Source organism: Methylobacterium sp. E-066 (assembly GCF_022829635.1).
In the GTDB taxonomy this organism is placed as follows: Bacteria; Pseudomonadota; Alphaproteobacteria; order Rhizobiales; family Beijerinckiaceae; genus Methylobacterium.
Genome location: NZ_JAKSYO010000037.1, coordinates 36,653 through 61,023, shown reverse-complemented (window position 1 = coordinate 61,023; position 24,371 = coordinate 36,653). Strand labels below are relative to the sequence as shown.

General features: G+C 68.1%; 20 protein-coding genes. 10 read left to right on the top strand and 10 right to left on the bottom strand.

The annotated features are described in order from the left end of the window. Positions 1-344: 344 nt before the first annotated feature. Both MKL20_RS03130 and MKL20_RS03125 read right to left on the bottom strand, forming a co-directional pair. Positions 345-1,112, bottom strand: a complete 768-nt coding sequence (locus tag MKL20_RS03130; RefSeq protein ID WP_244035444.1) for a short-chain dehydrogenase/reductase — start codon at positions 1,110-1,112, stop codon at positions 345-347. Positions 1,113-1,309: 197 nt separating this feature from the next. Then, complete coding sequence (locus tag MKL20_RS03125) at positions 1,310-1,756, bottom strand: cupin domain-containing protein (protein WP_244035443.1); 447 nt, start codon at positions 1,754-1,756, stop codon at positions 1,310-1,312. A gap of 94 nt (positions 1,757-1,850) precedes the next feature. On the opposite strand from MKL20_RS03125, the gene MKL20_RS03120 reads away from it, so the two are divergent. The 8 genes from MKL20_RS03120 (at position 1,851) to MKL20_RS03085 (ending at position 11,686) form a co-directional block, all read left to right on the top strand. After that, positions 1,851-2,765 carry a LysR family transcriptional regulator gene (locus tag MKL20_RS03120; RefSeq protein WP_244035442.1) on the top strand — a complete coding sequence of 305 codons (915 nt, stop codon included), beginning with the start codon at positions 1,851-1,853 and terminating at the stop codon, positions 2,763-2,765. A 498-nt stretch (positions 2,766-3,263) separates the two neighbouring features. After that, positions 3,264-4,202 (top strand): MurR/RpiR family transcriptional regulator, encoded by a 939-nt coding sequence (locus MKL20_RS03115; RefSeq protein WP_244035499.1) that lies wholly within the window; start codon positions 3,264-3,266, stop codon positions 4,200-4,202. After that, positions 4,199-5,176, top strand: a complete 978-nt coding sequence (locus tag MKL20_RS03110; protein ID WP_244035441.1) for an isoaspartyl peptidase/L-asparaginase family protein — start codon at positions 4,199-4,201, stop codon at positions 5,174-5,176. Before MKL20_RS03115 ends, MKL20_RS03110 begins: the two co-directional genes overlap by 4 nt. Before the next feature lie 8 nt (positions 5,177-5,184). Next, positions 5,185-7,098, top strand: a complete 1,914-nt coding sequence (locus tag MKL20_RS03105) for a dipeptide ABC transporter ATP-binding protein (RefSeq protein ID WP_244035440.1) — start codon at positions 5,185-5,187, stop codon at positions 7,096-7,098. Between the two features lie 31 nt (positions 7,099-7,129). Then, positions 7,130-8,677, top strand: a complete 1,548-nt coding sequence (gsiB, locus tag MKL20_RS03100; protein ID WP_244035439.1) for a glutathione ABC transporter substrate-binding protein GsiB — start codon at positions 7,130-7,132, stop codon at positions 8,675-8,677. A 105-nt stretch (positions 8,678-8,782) separates the two neighbouring features. Next, positions 8,783-9,703 carry a glutathione ABC transporter permease GsiC gene (gsiC, locus tag MKL20_RS03095; RefSeq protein ID WP_244035438.1) on the top strand — a complete coding sequence of 307 codons (921 nt, stop codon included), beginning with the start codon at positions 8,783-8,785 and terminating at the stop codon, positions 9,701-9,703. A 7-nt stretch (positions 9,704-9,710) separates the two neighbouring features. Then, complete coding sequence (gsiD, locus tag MKL20_RS03090) at positions 9,711-10,613, top strand: glutathione ABC transporter permease GsiD (protein WP_244035437.1); 903 nt, start codon at positions 9,711-9,713, stop codon at positions 10,611-10,613. Beyond that, positions 10,610-11,686 (top strand): P1 family peptidase, encoded by a 1,077-nt coding sequence (locus tag MKL20_RS03085; protein ID WP_244035436.1) that lies wholly within the window; start codon positions 10,610-10,612, stop codon positions 11,684-11,686. Before gsiD ends, MKL20_RS03085 begins: the two co-directional genes overlap by 4 nt. Before the next feature lie 394 nt (positions 11,687-12,080). On the opposite strand, the gene MKL20_RS03080 is transcribed toward MKL20_RS03085, so the two are convergent. Together MKL20_RS03080 and MKL20_RS03075 are read right to left on the bottom strand one after the other, a co-directional pair. Continuing rightward, positions 12,081-13,100, bottom strand: coding sequence for an SMP-30/gluconolactonase/LRE family protein (locus tag MKL20_RS03080; RefSeq protein WP_244035435.1), 1,020 nt, complete (start codon positions 13,098-13,100; stop codon positions 12,081-12,083). Between the two features lie 241 nt (positions 13,101-13,341). Further along, entirely contained in the window at positions 13,342-14,913 is a 1,572-nt protein-coding gene (locus MKL20_RS03075; RefSeq protein WP_244035434.1) for an ABC transporter substrate-binding protein, read from the bottom strand. A 681-nt stretch (positions 14,914-15,594) separates the two neighbouring features. On the opposite strand from MKL20_RS03075, the gene MKL20_RS03070 reads away from it, so the two are divergent. After that, positions 15,595-16,533, top strand: a complete 939-nt coding sequence (locus MKL20_RS03070) for a pirin family protein (protein WP_244035433.1) — start codon at positions 15,595-15,597, stop codon at positions 16,531-16,533. 104 nt (positions 16,534-16,637) lie between these two features. Further along, positions 16,638-18,404: a monovalent cation:proton antiporter-2 (CPA2) family protein gene (locus tag MKL20_RS03065; protein ID WP_244035432.1), complete on the top strand. Its 1,767-nt coding sequence runs from the start codon at positions 16,638-16,640 to the stop codon at positions 18,402-18,404. 131 nt (positions 18,405-18,535) lie between these two features. Here the strand turns inward: MKL20_RS03065 and MKL20_RS03060 are convergent, their stop codons facing one another. From MKL20_RS03060 to MKL20_RS03035, 6 genes are all read right to left on the bottom strand, one after another. Next, positions 18,536-18,673: a hypothetical protein gene (locus MKL20_RS03060; protein WP_243963613.1), complete on the bottom strand. Its 138-nt coding sequence runs from the start codon at positions 18,671-18,673 to the stop codon at positions 18,536-18,538. A 65-nt stretch (positions 18,674-18,738) separates the two neighbouring features. Beyond that, on the bottom strand, positions 18,739-19,974 hold the full coding sequence (locus tag MKL20_RS03055; RefSeq protein WP_409568107.1) for a DUF3095 domain-containing protein: 1,236 nt from the start codon (positions 19,972-19,974) through the stop codon (positions 18,739-18,741). 356 nt (positions 19,975-20,330) lie between these two features. Further along, a complete protein-coding gene (locus MKL20_RS03050; RefSeq protein WP_244035431.1) occupies positions 20,331-20,678 on the bottom strand; it encodes a hypothetical protein in 348 nt (115 codons plus the stop codon). 95 nt (positions 20,679-20,773) lie between these two features. Next, on the bottom strand, positions 20,774-22,585 hold the full coding sequence (locus tag MKL20_RS03045) for a CHASE2 domain-containing protein (RefSeq protein ID WP_244035430.1): 1,812 nt from the start codon (positions 22,583-22,585) through the stop codon (positions 20,774-20,776). Positions 22,586-22,659: 74 nt separating this feature from the next. Next, entirely contained in the window at positions 22,660-23,181 is a 522-nt protein-coding gene (locus MKL20_RS03040) for a FecR domain-containing protein (protein ID WP_244035429.1), read from the bottom strand. 22 nt (positions 23,182-23,203) lie between these two features. Next, positions 23,204-23,884, bottom strand: coding sequence for a Crp/Fnr family transcriptional regulator (locus MKL20_RS03035; protein WP_244035428.1), 681 nt, complete (start codon positions 23,882-23,884; stop codon positions 23,204-23,206). Positions 23,885-24,371: the final 487 nt, after the last annotated feature.

Here is a 24,371-nt window from a genome sequence, read left to right as displayed (position 1 = left end):
CGGGCTTACAATCGCGACCGGACTTCGTGTACGGTTCGCGCGGACCGGTGCTTCGGCAATACCCCGGACTGTATTGGCTGGCCCGCAGCTCCTGATGCGGGGCGGCGGAATTCGCGCCAGCAGGCACGACGTGCGATGCCGAAGCCCGAAGCCTTACTTCGGTCAATGCGCTTGGCGGTGCTGTAGTCAACGCCCGACGAGCTGAACCGGCGGCTCGATCAAGGGCGGCTGTCGGACCACGATCCCGGCTCCTTTGGCGCAGATCCAAACGTTGAGGAGGTCCCGACGGCCGTCGGACGCGCCCCTGGGCGTGGTTGATCCACGCGCCCAGAAACCCAAGTTGTTCAGAATGGGGGACGTCCGGGATCGTCCATCGTCAAGATGACGCCGGACGTGTAGCCGGACCGCCGAGAGGCTAGGAAGGCCACCGCGGCGGCGATCTCTTCGGGCTTGGCCGCACGCCCGAATGCGGAGTCCTTGAACGCATCCTGCCAGCGTTCCGCATTGCCTGTCGTCCGTTCGGCCTTGGCGCGAAGAAGCATCTCGATGCGATCGGTCGCAACCGGACCTGGATTTATGCCCACGACACGCACGCCGTCGCGCGGGGATCGCGCTCCGAGGGCTCGCGTGAACGCCATCAGGGCCGCGTTTCCGCTACTACCCGCGATGCAGTTGGGCTCGGCACGCTCACCTGCCGAGCCGATGACGTTGACGACGACGCCTCCGCGCTCCTTGAGCGTCGGGTAGAAAGCCCGGGTGAGATCGATGTAGCCGAAGACCTTCAGGTCCCAGGCGGATCGCCATGTCGCCGCATCCAGGGACAGGAGGTCGCCGGGCGGGATGGCGCCGGCATTGTTGACGAGGATGTCGATGCCCCCAACCTCGTGGACGACGCGCGCATGCTCGGCGGTGCGCGACAGGTCCGCGGCGATGGTCTGAACCTCCACGCCATGACGGGCTTGGGCCTGCGCAGCGCGCGTGAGGCCAGCAGGGTCACGAGCGACCAGGACGAGGTCGCAGCCTTCCTCGGCAAGAAGGGCGGCGGTGGCCAGACCGATGCCCTTCGAACCGCCCGTGACGAGTGCACGCTTGCCTCTGAGATAAAGATCCATTCCGAGATCCTCTCTGTGATTTGCAACAGCGCCGCGTGGGCCGACATCAGCCTGGGCTGATCAGCGTGCTGTTCGTTGCCAGACAGCCCTCAATCAGCGGAAACGAGAAGTATGGGCTGGAGCTCTTGAAGGATGGCGCCCCGTCGGCGTTTCGATAGGGCTGACGAGGCACCGGCCACTTCGTTCCTGGTGCCTGCTCAGCCTGACGGCAGAAGCTCGATGCCGAAGCGTGAGGACAGGCTGGCGAGTAGCGCCAGTGCTTCCGCATCGGGCGCCTGAGCAGACGCCAAGGCACCCGTAGCTTGGCCAGCCTCGCGGACGAACTGCTCGAAGCCGGACGGAGTGCAGAATACCAGGGCCCGGGCTGTCTCAGGGCCGGCGTTCCCTAGCCGATGAGCTTGGCCGCGAGGAAGGATCACGACCTCTCCGGCCGATAACGAGCGGGTCTCGCCCTCGGTCCAGACCTGAACCTGCCCGGACAGGACATAGATGGTCTCCTCCTCGTGCAGGTGCCGGTGCGGAGGCGTCCAAACGCCCGGTGGGTTGGTGATGCGCAGCAGCGAGAACTGGCGGCCGGTTTCCTCGCCGGCCACCAGGATGTCGACGAGCGTCCCTGCAAAGGCGATGGTTTCATTCTGGCGCATCGGCGCGATCCCCAATGGTAGGACGCGGGGTGTAGGCCGGCCCTGGACATGAAGCGAGCTTCGCTGCTCTCATGTCTGCATGAGTTCACGTCATGTGTCCGAGCGCGATCTCCGCCTGTTTCTGGTGCTCGATGCACTCCTAGATCATCTCAGTGTGACGCGGGCAGCAAGCGCCCTCGGTCTCACGCAGTCTGCGGTCAGCCACTCGCTGCGCGCCCTACGGGCCCGGTTCGGCGATCCGCTGCTGGTCCGGACCGGTAACGCGCTCAGCCCAACACCCCGGGCATTGGCGCTGCGCCCCGGCCTGTCGCTTGGACTGGCAGAGCTGGAACGCGTGCTCGGCCGGCAGGCCGCCTTCGATCCCGCGCAATCGACGCGGTGCTTCACGCTTGCGACGCCGGATCACCCGCAGTTCACGGTGTTGCCCGATCTCTTCGGACGGATCAGACGCGAAGCGCCCGGCCTGGATTTTCAGGTGAGGTCGATCGGCCCAGGGCTCGCGGAGGACCTCGCCAGCGGCCGGCTGGATCTCGTCCTGGCCGGCGCGGAGGTGGAGCACCAACTGGCGCTGGATCGCGCGTTGATGCGCGCGCGCGTCATCTCCGAGCCGTTTCGCTGCGTGGTGCGGCGCGGTCATCCTGCGTTAGCGGTCGATCTCGACCTCGATACCTATGCAGCCCTGCCGCATGTGCTCGTCAGCACCACGGGTGGCAACACGGGCATCGTCGATGCGGCTCTGGCGGCAGTCGGGCGGCGCCGACGCGTCGCCATGACGGTGCCGAGTTTCCCGGCCGCGATCTGGATGGTCGCGGCTACAGACCTCATCGCGACCTTGCCGAAGGCGATCACCGATCGCGCGTCGCGGCACGAAGTCGAGATCAAAGAGCCGCCGATCATCCTGCCGTCGAGCGATGCCTATCTATGGTGGCACCCCCGTTTCCAACACGATCCTGGGCACAGCTGGTGGCGTCAAACGCTCACGGATGCTTTTGCGGTCCTACGGCCGTGAAGGCTGCGCCAGAGGATCGTGGTGTTCGTAAGACCTACTAAGGACGATAAAGCGGACACGGCCGCTTAATCGGTCGCCCAGCAGGAAGCAGACGGGCCGCAGTCGTCCAGACTACGCCATGCCGGATCGCCGAACCGCGCGAAAGCGGTCGTTCGGTTCTGCGCCCATCTTGGCCATTCAGTGGCGTCAGCCGGCATCTCCGAAGCAGACATCGGCGTAGATCGGCTCACCGGTCGCCATTGTGCCTGCAGCGAGCCTCCGCCACTTCCGCACGCAGGATCAGCCCCAGACAGTTGGAATGGAACTGCAGCCGTCGGCCAACGCAGGTGCCGTGAACGGGGATCCGCACCTGATCAGGAGTAGGATGACCCGATTCGTCTGGGGAGTTCAGCGATTTGTGCAACTCGTGCCGCGAAAATAAGCATCGAAGCGCTTGCCGGTGATCGAAAAAACTCTCAGACTGACCACTAGTGAGAATTTTTGATCGGCTGGAGCGTCGTGGCATCAGACCATGAGGAGCTGTCTGTCGCGCAGCGGATTGCGCAAGCATTTCCGGCGCTTAGCTCCGCTCACCGAGAGGTCGCCCGCTTCGTCCTTGATCATCCGTTGCGCGCTGCGACCCTGCCCGTGAATGAGCTTGCAGACTTGGTTGGCGTCTCGGTCGCCACCGCTAATCGGTTTGCTCGCGCTGTGGGCTATGAGGGCTACGCAAAGTTCCGCGCGGCTCTCGTCCTCGGCTATGAGAAGGCGCTCGCACCGGTCGAGAAGCTGCGCGGCGGCCGAGATCAAACCGCTACCGCGTCCGGCATCCTCGACGGAGCCTTGGCCGACATCGTCCGCAACATTGAAGCGACACGCCGCGGGCTCGACGGCCAGACCTGTGCGCAGGCCGTCGAGGCGATCCGCCGGGCCCGACGGGTCTACATTGTCGGGCTGGGCAGCAGCAGCTGGCCGGCCGGTATCCTGGCGCGCAACCTCGACGTCAACCGAGAGGACGTCCACCTGCTGGCAACCCTGGAGGGGCCCGGCTTCGCCGCCCGGACTCTGCGCCGGCTGACGACCGACGACCTCGTCATCGCGCTCGCAACCCCGCGGTACTTCGCCGACACGGTGCGGCTGGCCGAGATCGCCCGGAAGCACGGCGCCGCGGTCCTGGCGCTGACCGACGGACCGCACTCGCCCCTCGTCGCCACCGCTACGATCGCGCTCTACGCGCAGACTGACTGCCACTACTTTGCCGCCTCAGATGCCAGCCTGACGGCCCTCGTCGAGGCCCTGGCGAGCGCCTTCGCCCACGCCACCGTGGATCTCGTCCCGGCCGCGACGCGGGTGACGGAAGCCGTCCTGCCCTGGCTCGACCGCGACTACGCCGCCTGGCCACCGCAGGGCGGAGCCGACGACCTGCCCGACACCCCGCCCCCGGGAACCGTTCCATGAGCGACCACCGCCCCGTACTCGTGATCCACGGCGGCGCTGGGACGATCGCGTCGGGCCAGGCCGATCGCGGCGAGGCGCGCTATCACGCGGCCCTCGCCGAGATCCTGGCGGCCGGAGCGGCCTGCCTCGCCGCCGGCGGCAGCGCCCTCGACGTCGTGAGCCGCGCCGTCGACCTCCTGGAGGAGTGCCCGCTCTTCAATGCCGGCCACGGCGCTGTCTTCACCAGCGCCGAGACCCACGAACTCGACGCCGCGATCATGGACGGCGCCACCCTGCGGGCCGGTGCCGTCGCGGGGGTCGCACGGGTCCGCCGGCCCGGCCGCGCCGCCCGCGCAGTGATGGAGGCGGGCGAGCACGTCCTGATGGCCGGGGCCGGCGCCGAGGCCTTCGCGCGGCAGCACGGTCTGGAGATGGTCGAACCGGATTTCTTCTCGACGGAGGCCCGCCGCGACCAGCTCCGCCGGGCACTGGCCGCCGGGCAGGTGGCCCTCGACCACGACACGGCGTCGGGGCCCCTCGACGAGACCCGCAAGTTCGGCACGGTGGGCGCCGTCGCCCTCGACCGGGACGGCCATCTCGCCGCCCTGACCTCGACCGGCGGCATGACCAACAAGCGTCCCGGCCGTATCGGCGACTCGCCGCTGATCGGCGCGGGCACCTACGCGGACGACCGGACCGCCGCCGTCTCCTGCACCGGCACGGGGGAAGCCTTCATCCGCGTCGCCGCGGCGCACGATGTCTGCGCGCGCATGGCCTACGGCGGCCAGGACCTCGCGGCGGCGGCCCGGGCGGTGGTCGAGGACGCGCTCCCGGCGGTCGGGGGCCGCGGCGGACTGATCGCTGTCGACGCGCGCGGCCGTGTCGCGATGCCGTTCAACACCGAGGGCATGTATCGCGGCCTCGTCCGCCCCGGCGAGGCGCCGGCCACCGCGATCTTCGGCGAGTCCCGCCGCGTCCCAGCTCCCGCGCGCTGAGATCCGCCATGCCGACCATCGCAGCCGGAACCGGCTCTACCACCGCGATGCCCGACGGGCGCGTCGTCTCCGTCACTGGTCTCGCCGTCCGCTTCGCGACCTCCGAGCGGGTCGTGGAGGCGGTCCGCGACCTGTCGTTCCACGTCGATGCCGGCGAGACCCTGGCGATCGTCGGCGAGTCCGGGTCCGGCAAGTCCGTGACCTCGCTGAGCCTGATGCGCCTCGTCGAGCACGGCGGCGGCCGGATCGCGGCCGGGGAGATGCTGTTCCGGCGCGGCTCGGGCGAGGTCCTCGATCTCGCCGCCGCCCCGAACGCCCGGATGCGGGCGATCCGCGGCGCCGAGATCGCGATGATCTTCCAGGAGCCGATGACCTCCCTGAACCCGGTCTTCACCGCCGGGGACCAGATCGCCGAATCGATCCGCGTCCATCAGGGGAAGAGCGCCTCCGCCTCCCGGGCCGAGGCCATGCGGATGCTCGACCTCGTGCGCATCCCCGAGGCGCGCAACGTCCTCACGCGCTACCCGCACCAGCTCTCCGGCGGCATGCGCCAGCGCGTGATGATCGCCATGGCCCTGTCCTGCAAGCCGCAGTTGCTCATCGCCGACGAGCCAACCACGGCCCTCGACGTCACGATCCAGGCGCAGATCCTTGAGCTGATCCGCAGCCTCCAGGCCGAGATGAGGATGGGCGTCGTCTTCATCACCCACGACATGGGCGTCGTGGCCGAGATCGCCGACCGCGTGCTGGTCATGTACCGCGGCGACAAGGTGGAGGAGGGGGCGGCGCCCGCGCTCTTCGCCGCGCCGCGCCACGCCTACACCCGGGCGCTGCTCGCCGCCGTGCCCAAGCTCGGCGCCATGGCGGGCAGCGACCTGCCGCGGAAGTTCGACCTGCTGCGGGCCGAGGCCCGGGAACAGCCGGCAGGGCAGGCGGCCCCAGCCGCAGTCGACGCGCCCCATGACACCGTTCGCGCCGGCGCTGGGCCGATCCTGCGGGTGCGCGACCTCGTCACCCGGTTCGACATCCGCGGTGGCCTGCTGAACCGCGTGCGCCGCCGCGTCCACGCGGTGGAGCGGGTCAGCTTCGATCTCCATCCCGGCGAGACCCTGGCCCTCGTGGGCGAATCCGGCTGCGGCAAGTCCACGACGGGCCGCTCGCTCCTGCGCCTCGTGGAGAGCGAGAGCGGCCTGATCGAGTTCGACGGCGGCAACGTCCGCGACCTGCCCCCCGGCCGGCTCCGCAGTCTGCGGCGCAACATCCAGTTCATCTTCCAGGACCCCTACGCGTCCCTCGATCCCCGCCTGACCGTCGGCTTCTCGATCATGGAGCCGCTGCTGGTCCACGGGATCGCGACGCGCCGCGAGGCCGAGGCGCGGGTGGCGTGGCTGCTCGAGCGCGTTGGGCTGACCCCCGACCAGGCCCAGCGTTACCCGCACGAGTTCTCGGGGGGGCAGCGGCAGCGCATCGCTATCGCCCGGGCCCTTGCCCTGAACCCGAAGGTCATCGTCGCCGACGAGGCGGTCTCGGCCCTCGACGTGTCGATCCAAGCGCAGATCGTGAACCTGATGCTCGACCTCCAGCGGGAGTTCGGCCTCGCCTACCTCTTCATCAGCCACGACATGGCGGTGGTTGAGCGGATCAGCCACCGGGTGGCGGTGATGTATCTCGGCCAGACCGTCGAGATCGGGCCGCGCCGGGCGATCTTCGAGAACCCGCAGCACCCCTACACCCGCAAGCTGATGGCGGCGGTTCCAGTCGCCGACCCGGCCCGCCGGCACCTGCGCGCCCGCCGGCTCTTGACCGACGAGATCCCGAGCCCCGTCCGGGCGCTCGGCGACGAGCCGCAGGTCGCGCCTCTCGTCGAGATCGGCCCCGGTCATCTCGTCGCCCGCCACACGGTCGGCGGCCTCGCCGCCTGACACCCCCTATCCCCGCCAGCAGGATCGTCCCATGCCCCGAGGTCTGACCATGTTCGAGCGCTTCCTCCTCGCCGCCGGCCTGCTCGCCGTGGCGGCCGCGCCCGCCGCCGCGGCGGGCGACCCGATCCTGGCGATCAGTGGCCAGCCCGAGACCCTCGACCCGTACAACACCAACACGACACTCACGACCGCCGTCACCAAGTCGTTCTACGAGGGCCTCTTCGGCTTCGACAAGGACCTGAAGGTCCGCAACGTCTTGGCCGAGAGCTACGAGAGCTCGCCCGACGGTCTGGTCTACACGTTCAAGCTGCGCGAGGGCGTCAAATTCCACGACGGCACGACGTTCGATGCCGCTGCGGTCAAGACCAACCTCGACCGCGTCCTCGACCCGGAGAACCACCTGGCGCGGTACAACCAGTTCAACCGCATCAAGACGATCGAGGTGCTCTCACCCGCTAGCCTGCGCATCACCCTGAAGGAGCCCTTCGGGCCGTTCATCAACTCGCTGGCCCACGCTTCGGCGGCGATCATCTCGCCCACAGCCCTGAAGAAGTACGGAAAGGATATCGCCTTTCACCCGGTCGGCACCGGGCCGTTCACCTTCGTCGACTGGAAGCAGACCGATTACGTCAAGGGCGCGAAGTTCGCCGATTACTGGCTGGCCGGCTTCCCGAAGGTCGACACCATCACGTGGAAGCCGGTGCCCGAGAACGGCACCCGCGCCGCCATGCTGCAGACCGGCGAGGCCGACTTCGCCTTCCCGCTGCCCTACGAGCAGGCCAAGATGCTCGAAGCCAGCAAGAAGCTGAAGATCGAGGTGCACGCCTCGATCATCGAGCGGTATCTCAGCATGAACGTGCTGCAGAAGCCGTTCGACGACCTGCGCGTCCGCCAGGCGATCAACTACGCGATCAACAAGGAGGCGTTGGCCAAGGTCGCCTTCTCGGGCTACGCCTTCCCCGCGCAGGGCATCGTCCCGCAGGGCGTGCGCTACGCCCACAAGATGGACCCGTGGCCCTACGACCCGGCCAAGGCGCGCCAGCTCCTAAAGGAGGCCGGCTACGCCAACGGCTTCGAGGCGACCCTCTGGAGCGCCTACACCACCACCACCGCCCAGAAGGCGATCCAGTTCCTCCAGCAGCAGCTCGGCCAGGTCGGCATCAAGGTGCAGACCCTGGCCCTGGAGCCCGGCCAGCGCACCGAGTGGGTGCAGACCGCGCCGGATCCGAAGACCGCCCGCGTCCGCCTCTACTATGCCGGCTGGTCGTCCTCCACCGGCGAGGCCGATTGGGGCCTGCGGCCACTGCTGGCGACGGAGGCGTGGCCGCCCAAGCTTAACAACACCGCCTACTACAGCAACGCCGAGTTCGACGCCCTCCTCGCCAAGGCGCTGGTCTCGACGAACGACGCGGAGCGGGCGGAGCTCTACGCCAAAGCGCAAGAGATCGTGATGAAGGACGCGCCCTGGGCGCCGCTGGTCACCGAGCAGAATCTCTACGCGACCTCCGCGCGGCTCTCCGGCGTCTACGTCATGCCCGACGGCAACATCGATTCCGGCGAAATCGCTGTCGCTCAGTAGCCGCCAATCGCGGACCCTGCGCCGGCTGGCCCGATCGTTAGCCGGCCCGGCGCGGCGGGCCCGCGCGATCGCTTCACGGAAACCCCGGATCCCGGGCGCGAACCTATGCTGATTTTCCTGCTCAAGCGACTCCTCGGGCTGCTGCCGACGCTGCTGATCGTCTCGGTGCTGGTCTTCCTGTTCGTCCACCTGCTGCCCGGTGATCCGGCCCGGCTGGCGGCCGGGCAGGATGCGGACGCCCAGACGGTGGCCCTGGTGCGCACAGAGCTCGGCCTCGACCGGCCCCTGCCGGAACAGTTCGTGCGCTACTTCGCCAATCTCGCCCGCGGCGATCTCGGCGTCTCGATCCGCACCCGCCGCCCGGTCTCGATCGAGATCGGCGAGCGCTTCCTGCCAACCCTCCTACTCACCCTCACCAGCATGGCCTGGGCGGTCGCCTTCGGGCTGATCATCGGCATCGTCTCGGCGGTCTACCGCAACGAATGGCCCGACCGGGTCGGGATGACGCTCGCCGTGTCCGGCATCTCGTTCCCCGCCTTCGCGCTCGGCATCCTCATGATGCAAATCTTCTCGGTGGAACTCGGCTGGCTGCCCACCGTCGGTGCCGACACGTGGCGGCACTACGTGCTGCCGTCGCTGACGCTGGGCGCGGCCGTGGCCGCCGTGATGGCCCGCTTCACGCGTGCCGCCTTCGTCGAGGTCATCGGCGAGGATTTCGTGCGCACTGCGCGTGCCAAGGGCCTTAAGGAGCGCGTCGTCATCGCCAAGCACTGCCTGCGCAACGCCCTGATCCCGGTCGTGACCATGATGGGCCTGCAGTTCGGCTTCCTGCTCGGCGGCTCGATCGTCGTGGAGGCGGTGTTCAATTGGCCCGGCATGGGCCGCCTGCTCGTCGATGCCGTGAACCAGCGCGACTACCCTGTGATCCAGGCCCTGGTCCTGCTGTTCTCGCTGGAGTTCATCCTGATCAACTTGGTCGTGGACGTGCTCTACGGCCTCATCAACCCGACCATCCGCTACAGGTGAGCCGGCCGTGACCGACATCCTCGTCCCCGCCGCCCCCACCGTCGCGCCCGTCCCCACCGGCATCCGGACGCCGTGGTCGGAATTCTGGCGCAAGTTCCGGCGCCAGCGTGTCGCCGTCGTCGCCCTGTGCTTCATCGGCCTGCTGGTCGTGATGGCCGTGCTGGCCCCGTGGATCGTGCCCTACGACCCGGTCAACGACTTCGACTACGACCGGATCAACGAGGGTCCCTCGCTCGCGCACTGGCTCGGTGTCGATCCCCTCGGACGCGACATCCTGAGCCGCATCGTCGAGGGCGCGCGGATCTCCCTTGCGACCGGCTTCCTCTCGGTCGCCGTCGGCGGCCTCGTCGGGACCGTACTCGGTCTCCTGGCGGGCTATTACGGCGGCTGGTGGGACCGGATCGTCATGCGCATGTCCGACGTGCTGTTCGCCTTTCCGGGCATCCTGCTGGCGCTCGGCGTCGTCGCCATCCTGGGCTCCGGGCTCGTCAACGTCGTCGTGGCGGTGTCGGTCTTTAGCGTCCCGGCCTTCGCGCGCCTCGTGCGCGGCACGACCCTGGTCCTGAAGAACAGCACCTACATCGAGGCCGCACGGAGCATCGGCGCTCCCGACCGGACGATCATCCTGCGCCACATCCTGCCGGGCACGATCTCAGGCATCGTGGTCTACTTCACCATGCGGCTGGGTACCTCGATCATCACGGCCGCGAGCTTGTCCTTCCTCGGCATGGGCGCGCAGCCACCGACGCCCGAATGGGGCGCCATGCTGAACGAGGCCCGCGCCGACATGGTCTCGGCGCCGCACGTCGCGCTGTTCCCGAGCCTCGCGATCTTCTTCACGGTGCTGGCCTTCAACCTCCTCGGGGACGGCCTCCGGGACGCCCTCGACCCGAAGATCGATCGCCTGTGACGGACATCGCCCCTCCGCGCCCCGCGCCCCGCGTCGGCCGCCTGCCGCGGGGCGCGGGCGACGCCATCACCGACGTCCCGGGCGTGACGGTCGGCCATTGCACGCTGGCCGAAGGTGACGTGCAGACCGGGGTGACGGTCGTGCGGCCGCACGGCGGCGATCCCTACCGGGACCGTGTTCCTGCGGCCGGGGTCGTGCTGAACGGGTTCGGCAAATCCGTCGGCCTCATGCAGGTCGAGGAACTCGGCGTGCTCGAGACGCCAATTGCCTTGACCAACACCTTCTCCGTGCCGGCGGTGGCCGCGGCCCAGATCCGCGCGGCGATCGCCGACAATCCGGAGATCGGGCGCGCGCTGCCGACGCTCAACCCGCTCGTGTTCGAGTGCAACGACGGCTACCTCAACGACATCCAGCGCATGGCGGTGGAGGCGTCCCACTATCGCGACGCCCTCGGCGCGGCCGGCGCCGACGTCGCAGAAGGATCGGTAGGGGCCGGGCGCGGGATGTCGAGCTTCGGCCTCAAAGGCGGCATCGGTACCGCCTCCCGGCGGGTCCGCACGCGCACGCGCGGCCGCTTCACACTGGGAACCCTCGTCCTCTCGAATTTCGGCAAGCCATCCCAGATCCGGGTCTGCGGCACGCCGCTCGCCGCCCACCTCCGGGCAGTCGCGGGCGAACCGGAACCGGCCGCGGAGGCCCCGGAGAAGGGGTCGATCATCATGATCGTCGCCACCGATGCGCCCCTCGACGCGCGCCAGCTCCGCCGCCTCGCCCTGCGGGCCGGGGCGGGTCTCGCCCGGACCGGCTCGGTGTTCGGCCACGGCAGCGGCGACATCGCGCTCGCTTTCTCGACCGCCTACACCGTGCCGCACGATCCCGCGCGCCCGATGCCGACGCCCGCCCTACTGCACGACGCGGCGCTCGACCCGCTGTTCGAGGCCGCCGCGGACGGGATCGAGCAGGCGATCATCCACGCCCTCTGGCGAGCCGAGGCGGTCACGGGCCGCGACGGCCACCGGCGGGACGCCCTGACCGATCTCCTGCCCGGCTGGGCCGATATCCTCGGGGCCTAAGCGATGCGCGTCCTGATCTCGACGGATATCGAGAGCGTCGCCGGGATCTATCACGGCGTCTAGACGACGCCGGGCAAACCCGAATGCGAGCGCGCGGCTGCTGATGACCGCTTTCGGGGCCGACGTAAACATTGCGGAACAGCCGGGTTGGGCCGGTCTTAGCCCGTCCGCGTTTCAGCGGGCCCTTCTTCGAAGCGGACGCGCCGCTTTCGGCCAGCATCACCCGCGTCGCATCGCTCGCATGAATGTCTCAGATGGGTGGAACCCGCCTGTCCACTTCCGAGCGAAAACTCGTCGAATTAGACGCTGTCGTCATGCCCACAGGCGACCGAGCCTCTCCGCGCAAGGGTTGAGGGCTCACGCGTGGCAGTCGTTGTGGGGCGGCCGAGGTACCCTACGGCACCATTGCTCCCTGCGTGTCGACATAGACCGCGTAGATCGAGGTGCTCGCCGCCATGAACAGCCGGTTCTTCTTCGGACCCCCGAAGCAGAGATTGGCGCAGGTCTCGGGCAGGTTGATCTTGCCAATCAGGTCGCCCGACGGCATGTAGCAGCGCACTCCGTCCTCCTTCGGGTCGGCCCAGCCCATCGAGCACCAGACATTGCCGTCGACATCGGTGCGGACTCCGTCTGTGAAGCCCGGCGCGAAGCCTTCGGCGAAGACGCGGTCGCCGATGAGCCGGTCGCCCTCGACCGTGAAAGCGCGGATATTGGCCCGCCCACCATGGGTGATGCCTGAATCAACGACGTAGAGGATCTTCTCGTCGGGCGAAAAGGCGAGGCCGTTGGGCCGATCGATGCCCTCAGCCGTGACCTTGGCCTGCCCGGTCGAGGGATCGAGCCGGTAGACCCGGGTCGGCAGTTCCGCCTTGTCCTTGTGACCCTCGTAGAACCCGTCGATGCCATAGCCCGGATCGGTGAACCAGATCGCGTTGTTGGAGGCCACCACCACGTCGTTGGGAGCGTTGAGCGGTTTGCCGTCGAACGTGTCGATCAAGACCGTGATCTTCCCGTCCGGCTCGGTGCGGGTCACCCGGCGGGTATCGTGCTCGCAGGTGATCAGTCGGCCCTGGCGGTCGCGGGTGTTGCCGTTCGAGTAGTTCGAGTTCGCCCGATAGACGCTGACGTGGCCGTTCTCGAGCCAGCGCATGATCCGGTTGTTGGGGATGTCGCTCAACAACAAGTATCTGCCGTCCCTAAAATAGACTGGGCCTTCCGCCCAGCGGAAGCCAGTGGCGATGCGCTCGATTGCGGCGTTGCCGACCTTGTAGCGGAAGCGCTTGTCGAGAGCCTCGACCCGCGGATCGGGATAGCGAGTACCCAGCAGGTCGCCGAGGGGCAGCCGGTCGGCCTGGGCCGCGACCGTGGTCGCCGTCAAGGCGGCGGCACCCGCGAGGACATCACGTCGATTCATCACTCGTCTCCTCCGGTCCGGTCTTCGTGCCCGACCGGAGGATTGTATGGAAGCCGGGCACTCTGTCTCGTGGTTTTCTGATGGATGAGGGGATGGTGCTGGATCCGGACGTGGAACGGGGAGGCGGTGCGCTCGTGAGAGAGACACCATGGCCGGCGGAAAGATACGCAGACCCGGCGAGAACCGGCCCGGCTGATCCCACCAAAAACCTCCGGCGGCCTTCGGTGACCGGACGTTTCGCTCAGGTCTTTCTGATGTTCCAGAGGATGGGAAATCCGAGGACCCGGCCCGTCAGATTGCGCCGGAAAGAGGTCATGGATCGATAGGAGCCGACTGGTACGTAGGCCACTTGGTCGAGCGCGACCCGCTGCATCTCCGCGCAGAGCGCCTTGCGCACAAGCACATCCGGAGCGGTGAACCAGGCGGCGCGGAGTTCCTCCAGCTTCGGAATCGACGGCCAGCCGAACCAGGCACCCGCGCCGTTGGCTCTGAGCGGTTGAAGCGCCGCCGGATCAGCATTGTCGAACGACGAGAACGTGGTCAACAGCACGGACCAGCCGCCCTTATGAACGGGCTCGCGTGAGACGCGGCGTTGGATGACCGTACCCCAGTCGCTCAGGGCCAGATCTACATTGAAGCCGATACGGGGCAGCAGATCGGCCGCGACCTGGGTGATCGCCGAGGGCGCCAGGATATCGGTCGGACCGATCAGCCGAACCTTTGCGCCGTTATAGCCCGCGGCTTTCAGCGCCGCCCGCGCCTTCTCGATGCTTCGCGGGGCCGTGAGCACCTCCATGCCGGCATCCGTCGCCATAGGAGTTCCCGGCGTGAAGATCCCGCACCGGTCGTCATAGTTGGCGGGATCATCACCGGCCACGGCTGCCATGAAGTCGCTCTGAATGATGGCCGGCAGCACCGCCCGGCGCACCTCGACATCGTCGAACGGTGGCTGCAGGTGATTCATGCGCAGGATGGCTGGATTAGTGAAGCGGTCGAGCCCTTCCACGACGATATTACGATTGCGGGCGAGGAGCTGCTGGAGTTCCGGCGGTGGCTGCTCGTACCAGTCGATCTCGCCGTTCTGCAGCGCAGCCGCCGCAGTGGCGCCGTCGGCGATGATCTGCCACTCGACCCTGTCAAAATGGGCGACTTTGCCGCCGGCGGTCAGGCTCGGGGCACCGGGAGCGGGCGCATATCCCGCGTGCCGCTCGTAAACCATCAAGCTGCCCGAGTTGAACTCGTCCGCCTTCCAGCGGAACGGCCCGGAGCCGGTGGCATCCGTGATCTGCTTGAACGGATCAGTCTGCGCGATCCGCTCCGGCATAATGAAGGCGGGTTGGCTGACGCTCGCCAGTGCGTTCGGCAGCAGCGGGAAAGGCGCGTTCAAACGGAAGACGATGTTCACATCACCGTCGTGCACGATCTCGTCGGTCGCGGCCATCAACGTCTGGCCAAACCCGTTCCGCGCGGCCCAGCGCCTGATGCTGGCGACGCAATCGCGCGCGAGGACGGGGGTCCCGTCATGAAAGCGCAGCCCCTCGCGGAGGGCGATCGTCACTTTCCGCCCATCCTGCTCGACCCGGTAGCCGGCCGCCATCTGGGGCTGGGGCTGCAGGTCGGCATCGAGGCCGAACAGGGTGTCATAGACGATATAGGCGTGATTGCGCGTCACGATCGCGGTCGTCCAGATCGGGTCAATGGACGTCACGTTCGCCTGGGGCACCATGCGCAGCACCCGGGCGTCTTGCGCTCGGCCGACGATTGGCGCTGCCAGTGTCGAGGCACCTGCGGCGAGGAATGTGCGTCGCTTCATTTTGGCCCCCAACGAGACGCACCAGCATAGCAACCGCCGGACCAACGCGAGAGGGCGCGCGCCATGTCTTTGCAATCGCTGATACAGTGCCTCCCGATTGCTGCGGAAGAACGGCCCGCGAAGCGCCCGGCGCATTAGTTGAGGGCAACCGTAGAGTTTGCTCCGAGCGTCCCGGATCAGTGTGGTATGCGCCCGCTACCGGCCACCGTCAGTAGCTCACGCCGCTGATCAGACCGCCCTCAAGCGGATGTTGCGAGGGCCTGCGCTGGGTCAGGTGCGGAAGATGACCGCCTACCGCAAGCGGAAGATCCGCAATGCGCCCATTAGCTGCCGTACAGCACTGCTCGACGGTAGCCCGCAAGCAGACCTCGTGGAGGCTCGCACCTGCAGTCTAGGTCTTGCAGGCAGTTGAGGATCGCTACTGGCGTGAGATCCTCACACGCGAGATCATACCACAGTGCCTGATCCGTGACGCCGCACGAGCAGCCGGCGAATGACTCAGCCGATAACGGCTTGACGACCACCCAAGGCCAAGGGTCTGCGCTCAGAAATGGAAACGTTGCGTTTCGCCGGTTTCCATATTCGACGCTGACAGGATCACGCAATGTGCTTCCGGCGACGCGTCGTCAGGGCGCATCCCGTCTCACCCGGTCGGGCTTGGCCAAAACAGGAGAGAGAGTGATGAGCTGGCACAGTGCGGATGATCCGGTTCCGGGCGACCATTTCAGCTGCGACGCGATCCAGACCCTGATCGTCCCGCGCTCGCGGGACCTCGGCTCCTTCGCAGTGCGCCGCGCACTGCCCTCGACCGAGTGTCGGATGGTCGGGCCGTTTATCTTCTTCGACCAGATGGGCCCTTCCGAGTTCCTGCTCGGCACCGGGATGGACGTGCGGCCCCACCCGCATATCGGTCTCTCGACCGTCACCTACCTGTTCGACGGCGAGATCATGCATCGCGACAGCCTCGGTACCGCACTGCCGATCCGGCCGGGCGAGTTGAACTGGATGACCGCCGGACGCGGTATCACCCACTCCGAGCGCACCGCGCCGACCCTTCGGCAGACCGGCTCGAAACTGTTCGGGATCCAGAGCTGGGTTGCCCTGAGTTCAAAGGACGAGGAGACGGCGCCAGCCTTTGAGCACTACGACGCGCCGTCGCTACCGGTCCTGACCGGCGAGGGCAAGACTGTCCGGCTGATCGCGGGCGAGGCCTTTGGGGCGCGCTCGCCGGTGCGGACCTCAAGTCCGATGGTCTACGCCGACGTGGCGCTGGAGGCGGGCGCTGTGCTCCCCCTTGATCCGACCTACGACGAGCGGGCAATCTACACGGTCTCGGGCGCTATCGAGATCGCCGGCGACGGCTTTGGGCCCGGGCAACTGTTGGTATTCCGCCCCGGTGACCGCATCAGCATCCGCGCCACGGAAACTGCCCGGTTCATGGTACTCGGCGGCGAGCCGATGGACGGGCCGCGTCACCTATGGTGGAATTTCGTATCCTCGCGGCCCGAGCGGATCGCACAGGCCAAGGAGGATTGGCGCCAGGGCCGGTTCGATACTGTGCCGAACGATGCCGAGTTCATCCCACTGCCCGAGGATCCGCCTCCGGTCCGCTATCCGTGAGTTGACGCCAGCGCCGCCCCCGTTCACGGCGGCGTGATCGCGGCTCATACAAGGTTCCGCGGCCCATCGCGGGCGCTCCCGTACGCACGAGGTTGGACAACGCCATGGCTGTCGAAGCGTCCGGCGCGGGAAGCGATCTCGTGCAAGTCGTCGCCCTGCTGGCGGCGGGGGTCGTCGCCGTGCCGCTGTTCAAGCGGCTCGGCCTCGGCTCGGTCCTCGGCTATCTTCTGGCGGGGCTGGCCATTGGCCCCTTCGGCCTCGGCCTGTTCAACGACGCCCACGCCATCCTACACGTCGCCGAACTCGGCGTTGTGATGTTCCTCTTCATCATCGGGCTGGAGATGGAGCCCTCCCGGCTCTGGGGCATGCGCCGGGCGATCTTCGGGCTCGGCCTTGTTCAGGTCGGTGCCTGCATCGCCGCCCTCACCCTGGTCGGGATCGGCCTGGGGTTCTCAGTCACCGTGGCCTTCGTGGCCGGCACCGGCTTCGTGCTGACCTCGACCGCCATCGTCATGCAACTGCTGGAGGAGCGCCGCGCGCTCTCCACGCCGAAGGGCCAGCGGATCGTGGCGATCCTGCTACTCGAAGACCTCGCCATCGTTCCCCTGCTCGCCATCGTCGCGCTGCTGGCGCCCGGCGGCGTCGAGTCGAGCGGCACGGAGCGCGCCGTCGCAGTCGCCATCGCCCTGAGCTCGGTCGCGGCGCTTGTGGCCGCGGGTCGCTGGCTGCTCAACCCGCTGTTCCGTATCCTCGCTGCCGCTAAGGCGCGGGAGGTAATGACGGCTGCGGCTCTTCTGGTGGTGCTCGGCTCGGCGCTCGCGATGCAACTCGGCGGCCTCTCCATGGCGATGGGCGCCTTCCTGGCCGGCGTACTCCTCTCAGAGTCGAGCTTCCGCCACCAACTAGAGGCAGATGTCGAGCCGTTTCGCGGTATCCTGCTCGGCTTATTCTTCCTGGGCGTTGGCATGTCGCTCGACCTGACCATGATCGCGGCGAATACGGGCCTGATCCTCATGGGCGTGGCTGCCTACATGGCCGTCAAAGCCCTGCTTATCTACAGTGTCGCCCGGCTCTTGCGCGCCTCGCACGCCGAATCGCTGGAGCGCGCGGCCCTGATGGCCCAGGGCGGCGAATTCGCCTTCGTCCTGTACGCAGCGGCCGCAAGCGCGGGCATCATCGACGGCACGACCAACGCCGTCCTGACCGCGACCGTCATCCTGTCGATGGCGATCACGCCCTTGATGGTGATCGCCTTCGACCGGCTCGTGCCGAAGGCGGCGACCTCGACCGACGGCGTCGAGGCGCCGGAGGACCTCGTCGGGAGCGCCCTGATCGTCGGGTTCGGCCGCTTCGGGCAGATCGCCAGCCAGCCGTTGATCTCGCAGGGCTGCTCCGTATCGATCATCGACAGGAACGCCCAGAACATACGCCTTGCCGAAGGCTTCGGCTTCAAGGTCTATTACGGCGACGGCACCCGGCTCGACATCCTGCGCGCGGCGGGCGCCGAGACTGCGCGGGCGATCCTGATCTGCGTCGACGACCCCGCGATGGCCAAGCATATCGCCGAACTCGCGAAGGCCGAGTTCCCCCTGGTGCCGGTTCTCGCCCGCGCCCGCGACCGGGAACATGCGGTCGCGCTCATTGAGGCCGGAGTAGCCTACCAGATCCGCGAGACGGCCGAGTCAGCCCTGGCACTGGGCAAGCAGGCGCTCCTGACGGTCGGGTCCGAGCCTGAAGTGGCGAGCGCGATCATGGAGCAGGTTCGCCGTCGCGACACGGAGCGGCTCGATCTGGAAGTCGTGGGCGGCATCTACGCTGGTCGAGAACTGCTCCAAGGCAACATGGAAGGCTCGGTGCACAAGGTAGGTTAGCACTGCAAGTGACATGGTACTTGGCCAGGAAGCGGACGTTCGGCGCCGCGCCCATCCCGGTCATTCAGCCCGTTTCGAGAAAGCCCCGAAGCGGACATCCCATCAGCAAAGATCCCGGGCCGGAAAAGCTCCTACACGGTGAAGATTTTCGCGCCTTCGGCCGGTCGCCGCTCGCAGGCATCGGCACGGATCAGGCTGGCGCCGACCGCGAAGGTCCCGCCATCGGCCAAACGCTCGCTGATGCGGTGCTGCACAGTGATCTTGAACACCGCTCGAGGCAGGTCGTCCCGAGCGCCCGCGCTTCATCCGGCAGCAGCCACGCTTCACAGCCCCCTCACGGGTTGCTCGGCACCACGGCCCCGACGCTTGCCGCCCGACCCTTCAGCCTGGCGGCGGCCGCGGCGTAGCCTCCGCCAGCGCCATCGATGAAGTGCATGTGCCCGCTGCCGGGCACCGGCGGGCTGATGCAGGTCAACTGCGCAGCCAATTGCCGTTCCAGGCCGAAATGGCAGATCCCCTGCGCCTCTGCAGCGGCGAGCTGCGCCTCCAGCTGGTCCGCGAAGACCTCGGTGCAGTCCAGTGTCATCCGCAGCGCATCGTCGTATTTGCGGAAGTCCGTGTTCCCGACGATCTCGTGCCGAAGCACCGCGGGATCGAACGCTCCTACCCGCAAGCCTGTGCGATAGATCAGGTATTCCGGAATCGATCGTGCCACGAGGCGAAGCTTGCGCCAGAACCGGCTCTTACGAGAGCCCGGCACGGCGCGCAGTTCAAGATCCAGCCCCGCCCACGGTCCGTGCATCTGCGGTCCCTCATCCTGCATCGGACGTGCGACCTCGGCACTGATCTCCAGGCTGTGCAGGATCTCCTGCACGAGTTGCCGGAAGGCCGGCGCGTCGCCGCTGTGCTGCGGCGCGAGCACGAGCGAGAGCATCAACGCGTGGCGGGGACGGATCTCCTGCCAGCGGCAGGAGAGGCCGGTTAGGTCAGGCTGGCTGCCGGGCTCGGCCGGCGCGACGGCATAGTCGCCGGCCTTCATGGCGGCCTCTGCCCAGGGAAGGCCGCCTCCGCTGAACATGGCGTAGGACACGTGGGGACTGGGCGCGTAGCGCGCGACGCGCACGTCTAGCCCGCGATCGCGCACGGCTGCGACCGGCAGGAGAGCGGTGCGCAGCTCGAGTTGCAGCGCCTCACGGACCCAGACGGCCGTTGCCGCCAGCGCGTCTCTGGCGGTGTCGACGTCTTCCGGAGCAATGGCGAAGCTTGCCCCGTCACCGCCGAAGACGAAGGGAAACGCGCGCCGGCCGAGGGCATTCGAAACGGCCGCGATGGTGGCGGCGCCGGCCGCATTGACCGCCTTGTAGCGGCCGAGCCCGATCTGCTGCTGGGAGCCGACGACATCGGCCACACCGAGCCACCAGGTCGTGGGCAGCGGGCGATACAGGCCTGGATCCATGAGGCTGGAGAAGGCGGTGAACCGGGGCAGGCTCTCGTAGAAATCAGGGGCCGTGCGGCGCATGGCGGGCTCGCCCTGCCGAGCTGCACCCGCCGATTTCCGCTTCGCCGCCATCGCCTTGCTCCCCGGCGCAGCCTCCGGCCGCGTGACGCGCCCGGATCCCGGCACCGACATCATCCTCGGTGGAACCACCATCACCACGGTCACGTGCACGCCTTCAGGCGAACGCGCTAGGGCGGCGACACACTCGCGATCGCTCCGCGCAGGAGCGAGCCACACCTCTAACGCGCTTGCGGTTCGCGTTGCGATATGCGCGCGGCGTCTTCGGGACGAATGGGGCGGGGGTGCCGTCACTAGTCCCTCGTCGCAGAAAGCGGTGGTGTCACGAGATGGGCCGACCGGCCGCCGCTGCGTGTGCAGCGGCGGCCGGTCTCTGGCCGATGGCTCAATGAAACGGGACGGATGCCCGGTCAGCTACAGACGCGCTCGTGTCCGAAGAACAAAGGGTTGTAGACAAAGCGGCAATCCCCGAAATCCGAGCTGAGGAAGTAGCTGCCCGTGGGATAACCCCAGTCGAACCCACCGAAGCGCCGACGGAAGCCACGGTGGTGGAAGTATTGACGGTGGCCGAACCCGCCGTACCCGAAGCGGCCGTACCCGAGTCCGCGATGGCCGAAGCCGCCATGATAGCCGAACCCGTCGTGATGGCCGAAGCCGCCGTGACCGAACCCGCGGGCGTCGGCGCTGGCTGCACCGCCGGCCAGTGTCGCGAGCGCGAGACCCGCCACCATCATCGTCTTCGTCGAAATCGTCTTCATCGTGCTTCTCCCTGTTGGGGTGACAGCACTTTGCGGCCGACGATGGCCGGCCGCTGTGACCCCGGTCACAGAGACCCAGGCGCGCGGAGCGGGATCTACGGCAGCGGCGCAGGTTCGCGCTTCAACCAAACCTCGATGGGTTGGGACCGTCCACGGATGGGCGCTATCTGCCGCTCGTCGAAGAGGCCGCCCGGATCAACGATGCCGGCAGCCGTTAGGAGATCGGCGCTGACGGCGAGGTGAGCCTTGGCCTCCGACGCTACGGCCAGCAAGCGGCTCGCGACGTTGACGGTATCGCCCGTCGCCGTGACCTGCTGATTGGTGTCGCTGCCGAGACGCGAGAGGATCGCCGGTCCGGAATGCGCGCCGATCCGCACGTCGAGCGCACGTCCGGCGCCCGCCAGTTCAGGATCGCGCTCGATCCAATCGCGGGTGCGCGCGATGAGATCGCAGGCTGCCTGCACGGCGTTTTCCGCCTGCGCGGGATCGCGGTCCAGCGCGCCGAACACGACCATCGCGCCATCGCCCATGAAGTTGACGACGAGACCGTTGTGCGACGATGCGGCCTCGTCCACGAGATCGTGGAACGTCTTCAGGAGGGTGCGGGTGCGGCCCGGGCCGAGGCGCTCACTCTGGCCGGTGAAGCCGGTCAGATCGATGAAGAGCACCGGGATCTCGCGCGTGAGCGGTGCAGCCAGAAAGGCCGGGTCCCAGGCGAGCCGTTCCGCGAGCGCGGCGGGTTGAAGCCGGCGCAGAGCCTGCTCCGATCGCGCGAGCCTCAGGCCCTGGCGGCGATCCAGCGTCTGGCGGGCCACCGCGCACAGGAGCGTCGGCATGCCAGCAGCTGCGAGCGGCAGGGCGGCGCTCAGCCAAATGCCCTGGCTGAAGGCGACGGTGCCCAGAGCAAGCCAGGCGGCCAGGAGGAGGATCACGAGGATGGCTGCTGGGAGCGGTGGGGCCAGCGCGATCAGGAGCACGGCAGCGCCTGCGAGAACCACGGCCGCCACCCCGTCGAGCCGCCGAACGCGCGCATCGCGCACGAGCCCGTCGCCCGTGGTCAGATGGGCGATGCCGGTCGCGAGCAGTTCGACGCCGGGCATCACGGGATCGAACGCCGTCGCGAAGGTGTCGCTGCCTCCGAGTGCGGTCGCGCCGATCACGACGATACGGTCCGCCAGAGCGGCGACCGGAGCCGTGCCATCGAGAAGTGCGGCGGCGCTCACGGTCTGGATCGTGCGCCGCGGCCCGTAGGGACGGAGCGGAAGATGATAGCCGAGGTCGAGCCGGATGACGGCAGGCCCGATCCGTACCTGTCCCTCGGTCAGGACCGGATCGATCCGGGCGGCCAGGGCCGCTGTGCGCAGGACAAAATGGGCCGCAACGCCATCGTCCGCCCTGGCAACGAGAGGAAGGTGCCGCGGAACGCCGGCGGCGTCCTCAGACAGGTTGACGAGGCCCGTCAGCGCGGCCGCGCCGATCGCCGGGATCGGGCGATGCACGCCGGTGGCGACCGGGATGCCCCCCTCGTTCGCGGCCTCGTCGAACACGGCTGCCGCCGCCAGGACGGCAGGCAGCTTGCGGAGGGCGGCGGCGAGGGCACGATCCGCCTCCGGCTGGCGCCCGTCTTCCAGGAACAGGACATCGACGGCGAGCGCGCGGGGGTGGGCCGTGGCGATCGCTTCGATCAGCCGCGCCATCGTCGCGCGTGAGACGGGAAAGCCTCCTTCCCGGCGGACGATCGCGTCGTCGATGGCGACGATCGCGACATCATTGGGCGGCGTGCGTGGGCCGGCCAGCCGCATGCGTAGGTCCGTCGCCGCCGCCTCCAGGTAATCGAGCGGCGTCGCCTGTCCAGCGATGTGCAGGTGCGTGAGCCAGCCGCTCCACCCCAGCGCGGCCACGAACACGAGGAGGGCGAAGCCTCGCTTGGTCCGCCGGGAGGTCGGGATCGACTCAGGCCCCGGCTTCAGACCCGCGGCTCTCACCGCCCGAAGCGCTCGAGCAGGCTTTTGACGCGCTCCTGCGGCCACCGTCGCACGTCCAGGGGCCCCTGATCCTCACTGACATCGACGCCCTCACCCGGGCCCAGTGTGACGGCCACGGCCGGGGTGTTCCGGCGCGCGACGGCGACGCGGCCCCGGGCCACGAAAACCGACGTCTTGGCGGTGGTCACATCGACGGCGTAGATCGTGCCGCGCACGGAGGCGATGGCGTGGGGGGTGAGGATCTGGAAGCCGCCCCTGCGCGTGTTCGAGCGCGGTGGCAGGGTCACGAGCACGGCGCTGCCGCCGATCTCCGCCCCCTCAAGCTGCCCGTCGCCATCCCGATCCACGGGCCGTAACGGGGCCGCTCGCTCGGCTTCGAGGGTGAGACCGTCGGTGCATCGCAGGATCCGCAGAGGCGGGTCGAAGCGGGTCGATTCCGTACAGCGGGTCTGGGCGTCGGCGGTGACGGGGACGACGACGGCCGCGAATGCGGCCGCGACTCGCGCGAGAGGCCTCATGTGGTGGATCCCTTCTGTCGCCTCAGATCCGTGAGGGCTCGCCGAGGGCCGCCAGACGCGGCGCGACCTTCACACGCACGCGTGAGCGCCCAAGATCGATGATGCCAGATCGACGCCAATCCTGAAGGACGCGATTGACGCTTTCCCGCGCCGCACCAACGTACGCGGCGAGCTCTTGCTGTGTCACCTGGATTTCTGCGCCGTAATCCTCGGACAGCATAACCAGACGCCGCGCCAGCCGAGCATCGAGGGGAAGGAGCGTGGCCTCTTCCATGCGCTCGCTCATCCAGCGCAACCGTCGACACAGGAAGCCGATGATCCGCGCCGCCAGGGTCGCGTCGTGCGCCAGGAGTTCGAGGAAATCCCGCCGGTCGATGACGGAGAGATCCGTCGCCTCGAGCGCGATGGCCTCTGCGGTGCGGGCATGGCCATCGAGCAGGGCGATCTCGCCGAAGACATCACCCGGGCCGAGGAGGTTGAGCGTCACGGACCGGCCGTCCTCGGTGCCGGTGGCGATGCGGATCTGCCCGCGACGGATCGCGTAGATGGCATCGCCTGGATCCCCCTTCTGGAAGAGGATCTCGTGACGCGCAACGCTCCGCATCCGGCAAAGGCCGGCGATGGCCTGCAGAGCGTCTTGGCCCAGCTCGGCGAAGAACGCGTTGGCGGCCAGGAGCCCTACAAGCCTGTTCGGCGCGCTCACGACATCCTCTCTCGACTGCGCCGACCCAGGCTCGTGTGCGCTCCGCGAAGTTCTCCGCGGCGCAGCCTCGTGTCAGCATGACGCCGCACCGTGTCGCCTCTGACCGGCCGGCGGGTCCGTGACAAATCTCACAGCCCGGCTGGCCAAGCCGTCCCACGAAGCCCGGCTATCGGCCAGCGATCGGCGTATGGCCGCCACCGCCTCTCGGGGAGACTCGATCCAGGTCGCCCGCTGAACCTCCGGACGGTCCTGCTCGGTCGGAAGTTCCCACAGCCAGAATGCGGCTGTGACCGAGGATCGGTTCGCCACGAGGCTTTGCAGAAGGCCGGACCAAGACGCATCTCCGTCCGCAAGATCGACGACAATGGCGTGGGGGTGACCGGAGCCTATCACGAGACGCGCGGCCTGCAGAACCGCGAAGATCTCTGTAACGCATTCGGGGGCCGAAGCGAACAGGCCCTCGTGAACTTCAGCCCGCTCTTCCGGT

Bases quoted from the DNA above. Each gene is read 5' to 3' on its own strand.
- MKL20_RS03050 (WP_244035431.1), bottom strand. From the start codon at position 20,678: ATGAAGACGATTTCGACGAAGACGATGATGGTGGCGGGTCTCGCGCTC.
- MKL20_RS03110 (WP_244035441.1), top strand. From the start codon at position 4,199: ATGAGCGACCACCGCCCCGTACTCGTGATCCACGGCGGCGCTGGGACG.
- gsiC (WP_244035438.1), top strand. From the start codon at position 8,783: ATGCTGATTTTCCTGCTCAAGCGACTCCTCGGGCTGCTGCCGACGCTG.
- MKL20_RS03065 (WP_244035432.1), top strand. From the start codon at position 16,638: ATGGCTGTCGAAGCGTCCGGCGCGGGAAGCGATCTCGTGCAAGTCGTC.
- MKL20_RS03075 (WP_244035434.1), bottom strand. From the start codon at position 14,913: ATGAAGCGACGCACATTCCTCGCCGCAGGTGCCTCGACACTGGCAGCG.
- MKL20_RS03080 (WP_244035435.1), bottom strand. From the start codon at position 13,100: ATGAATCGACGTGATGTCCTCGCGGGTGCCGCCGCCTTGACGGCGACC.
- gsiB (WP_244035439.1), top strand. From the start codon at position 7,130: ATGCCCCGAGGTCTGACCATGTTCGAGCGCTTCCTCCTCGCCGCCGGC.
- MKL20_RS03055 (WP_409568107.1), bottom strand. From the start codon at position 19,974: ATGGCGGCGAAGCGGAAATCGGCGGGTGCAGCTCGGCAGGGCGAGCCC.
- MKL20_RS03130 (WP_244035444.1), bottom strand. From the start codon at position 1,112: ATGGATCTTTATCTCAGAGGCAAGCGTGCACTCGTCACGGGCGGTTCG.
- MKL20_RS03105 (WP_244035440.1), top strand. From the start codon at position 5,185: ATGCCGACCATCGCAGCCGGAACCGGCTCTACCACCGCGATGCCCGAC.
- MKL20_RS03125 (WP_244035443.1), bottom strand. From the start codon at position 1,756: ATGCGCCAGAATGAAACCATCGCCTTTGCAGGGACGCTCGTCGACATC.
- MKL20_RS03070 (WP_244035433.1), top strand. From the start codon at position 15,595: ATGAGCTGGCACAGTGCGGATGATCCGGTTCCGGGCGACCATTTCAGC.
- MKL20_RS03040 (WP_244035429.1), bottom strand. From the start codon at position 23,181: ATGAGGCCTCTCGCGCGAGTCGCGGCCGCATTCGCGGCCGTCGTCGTC.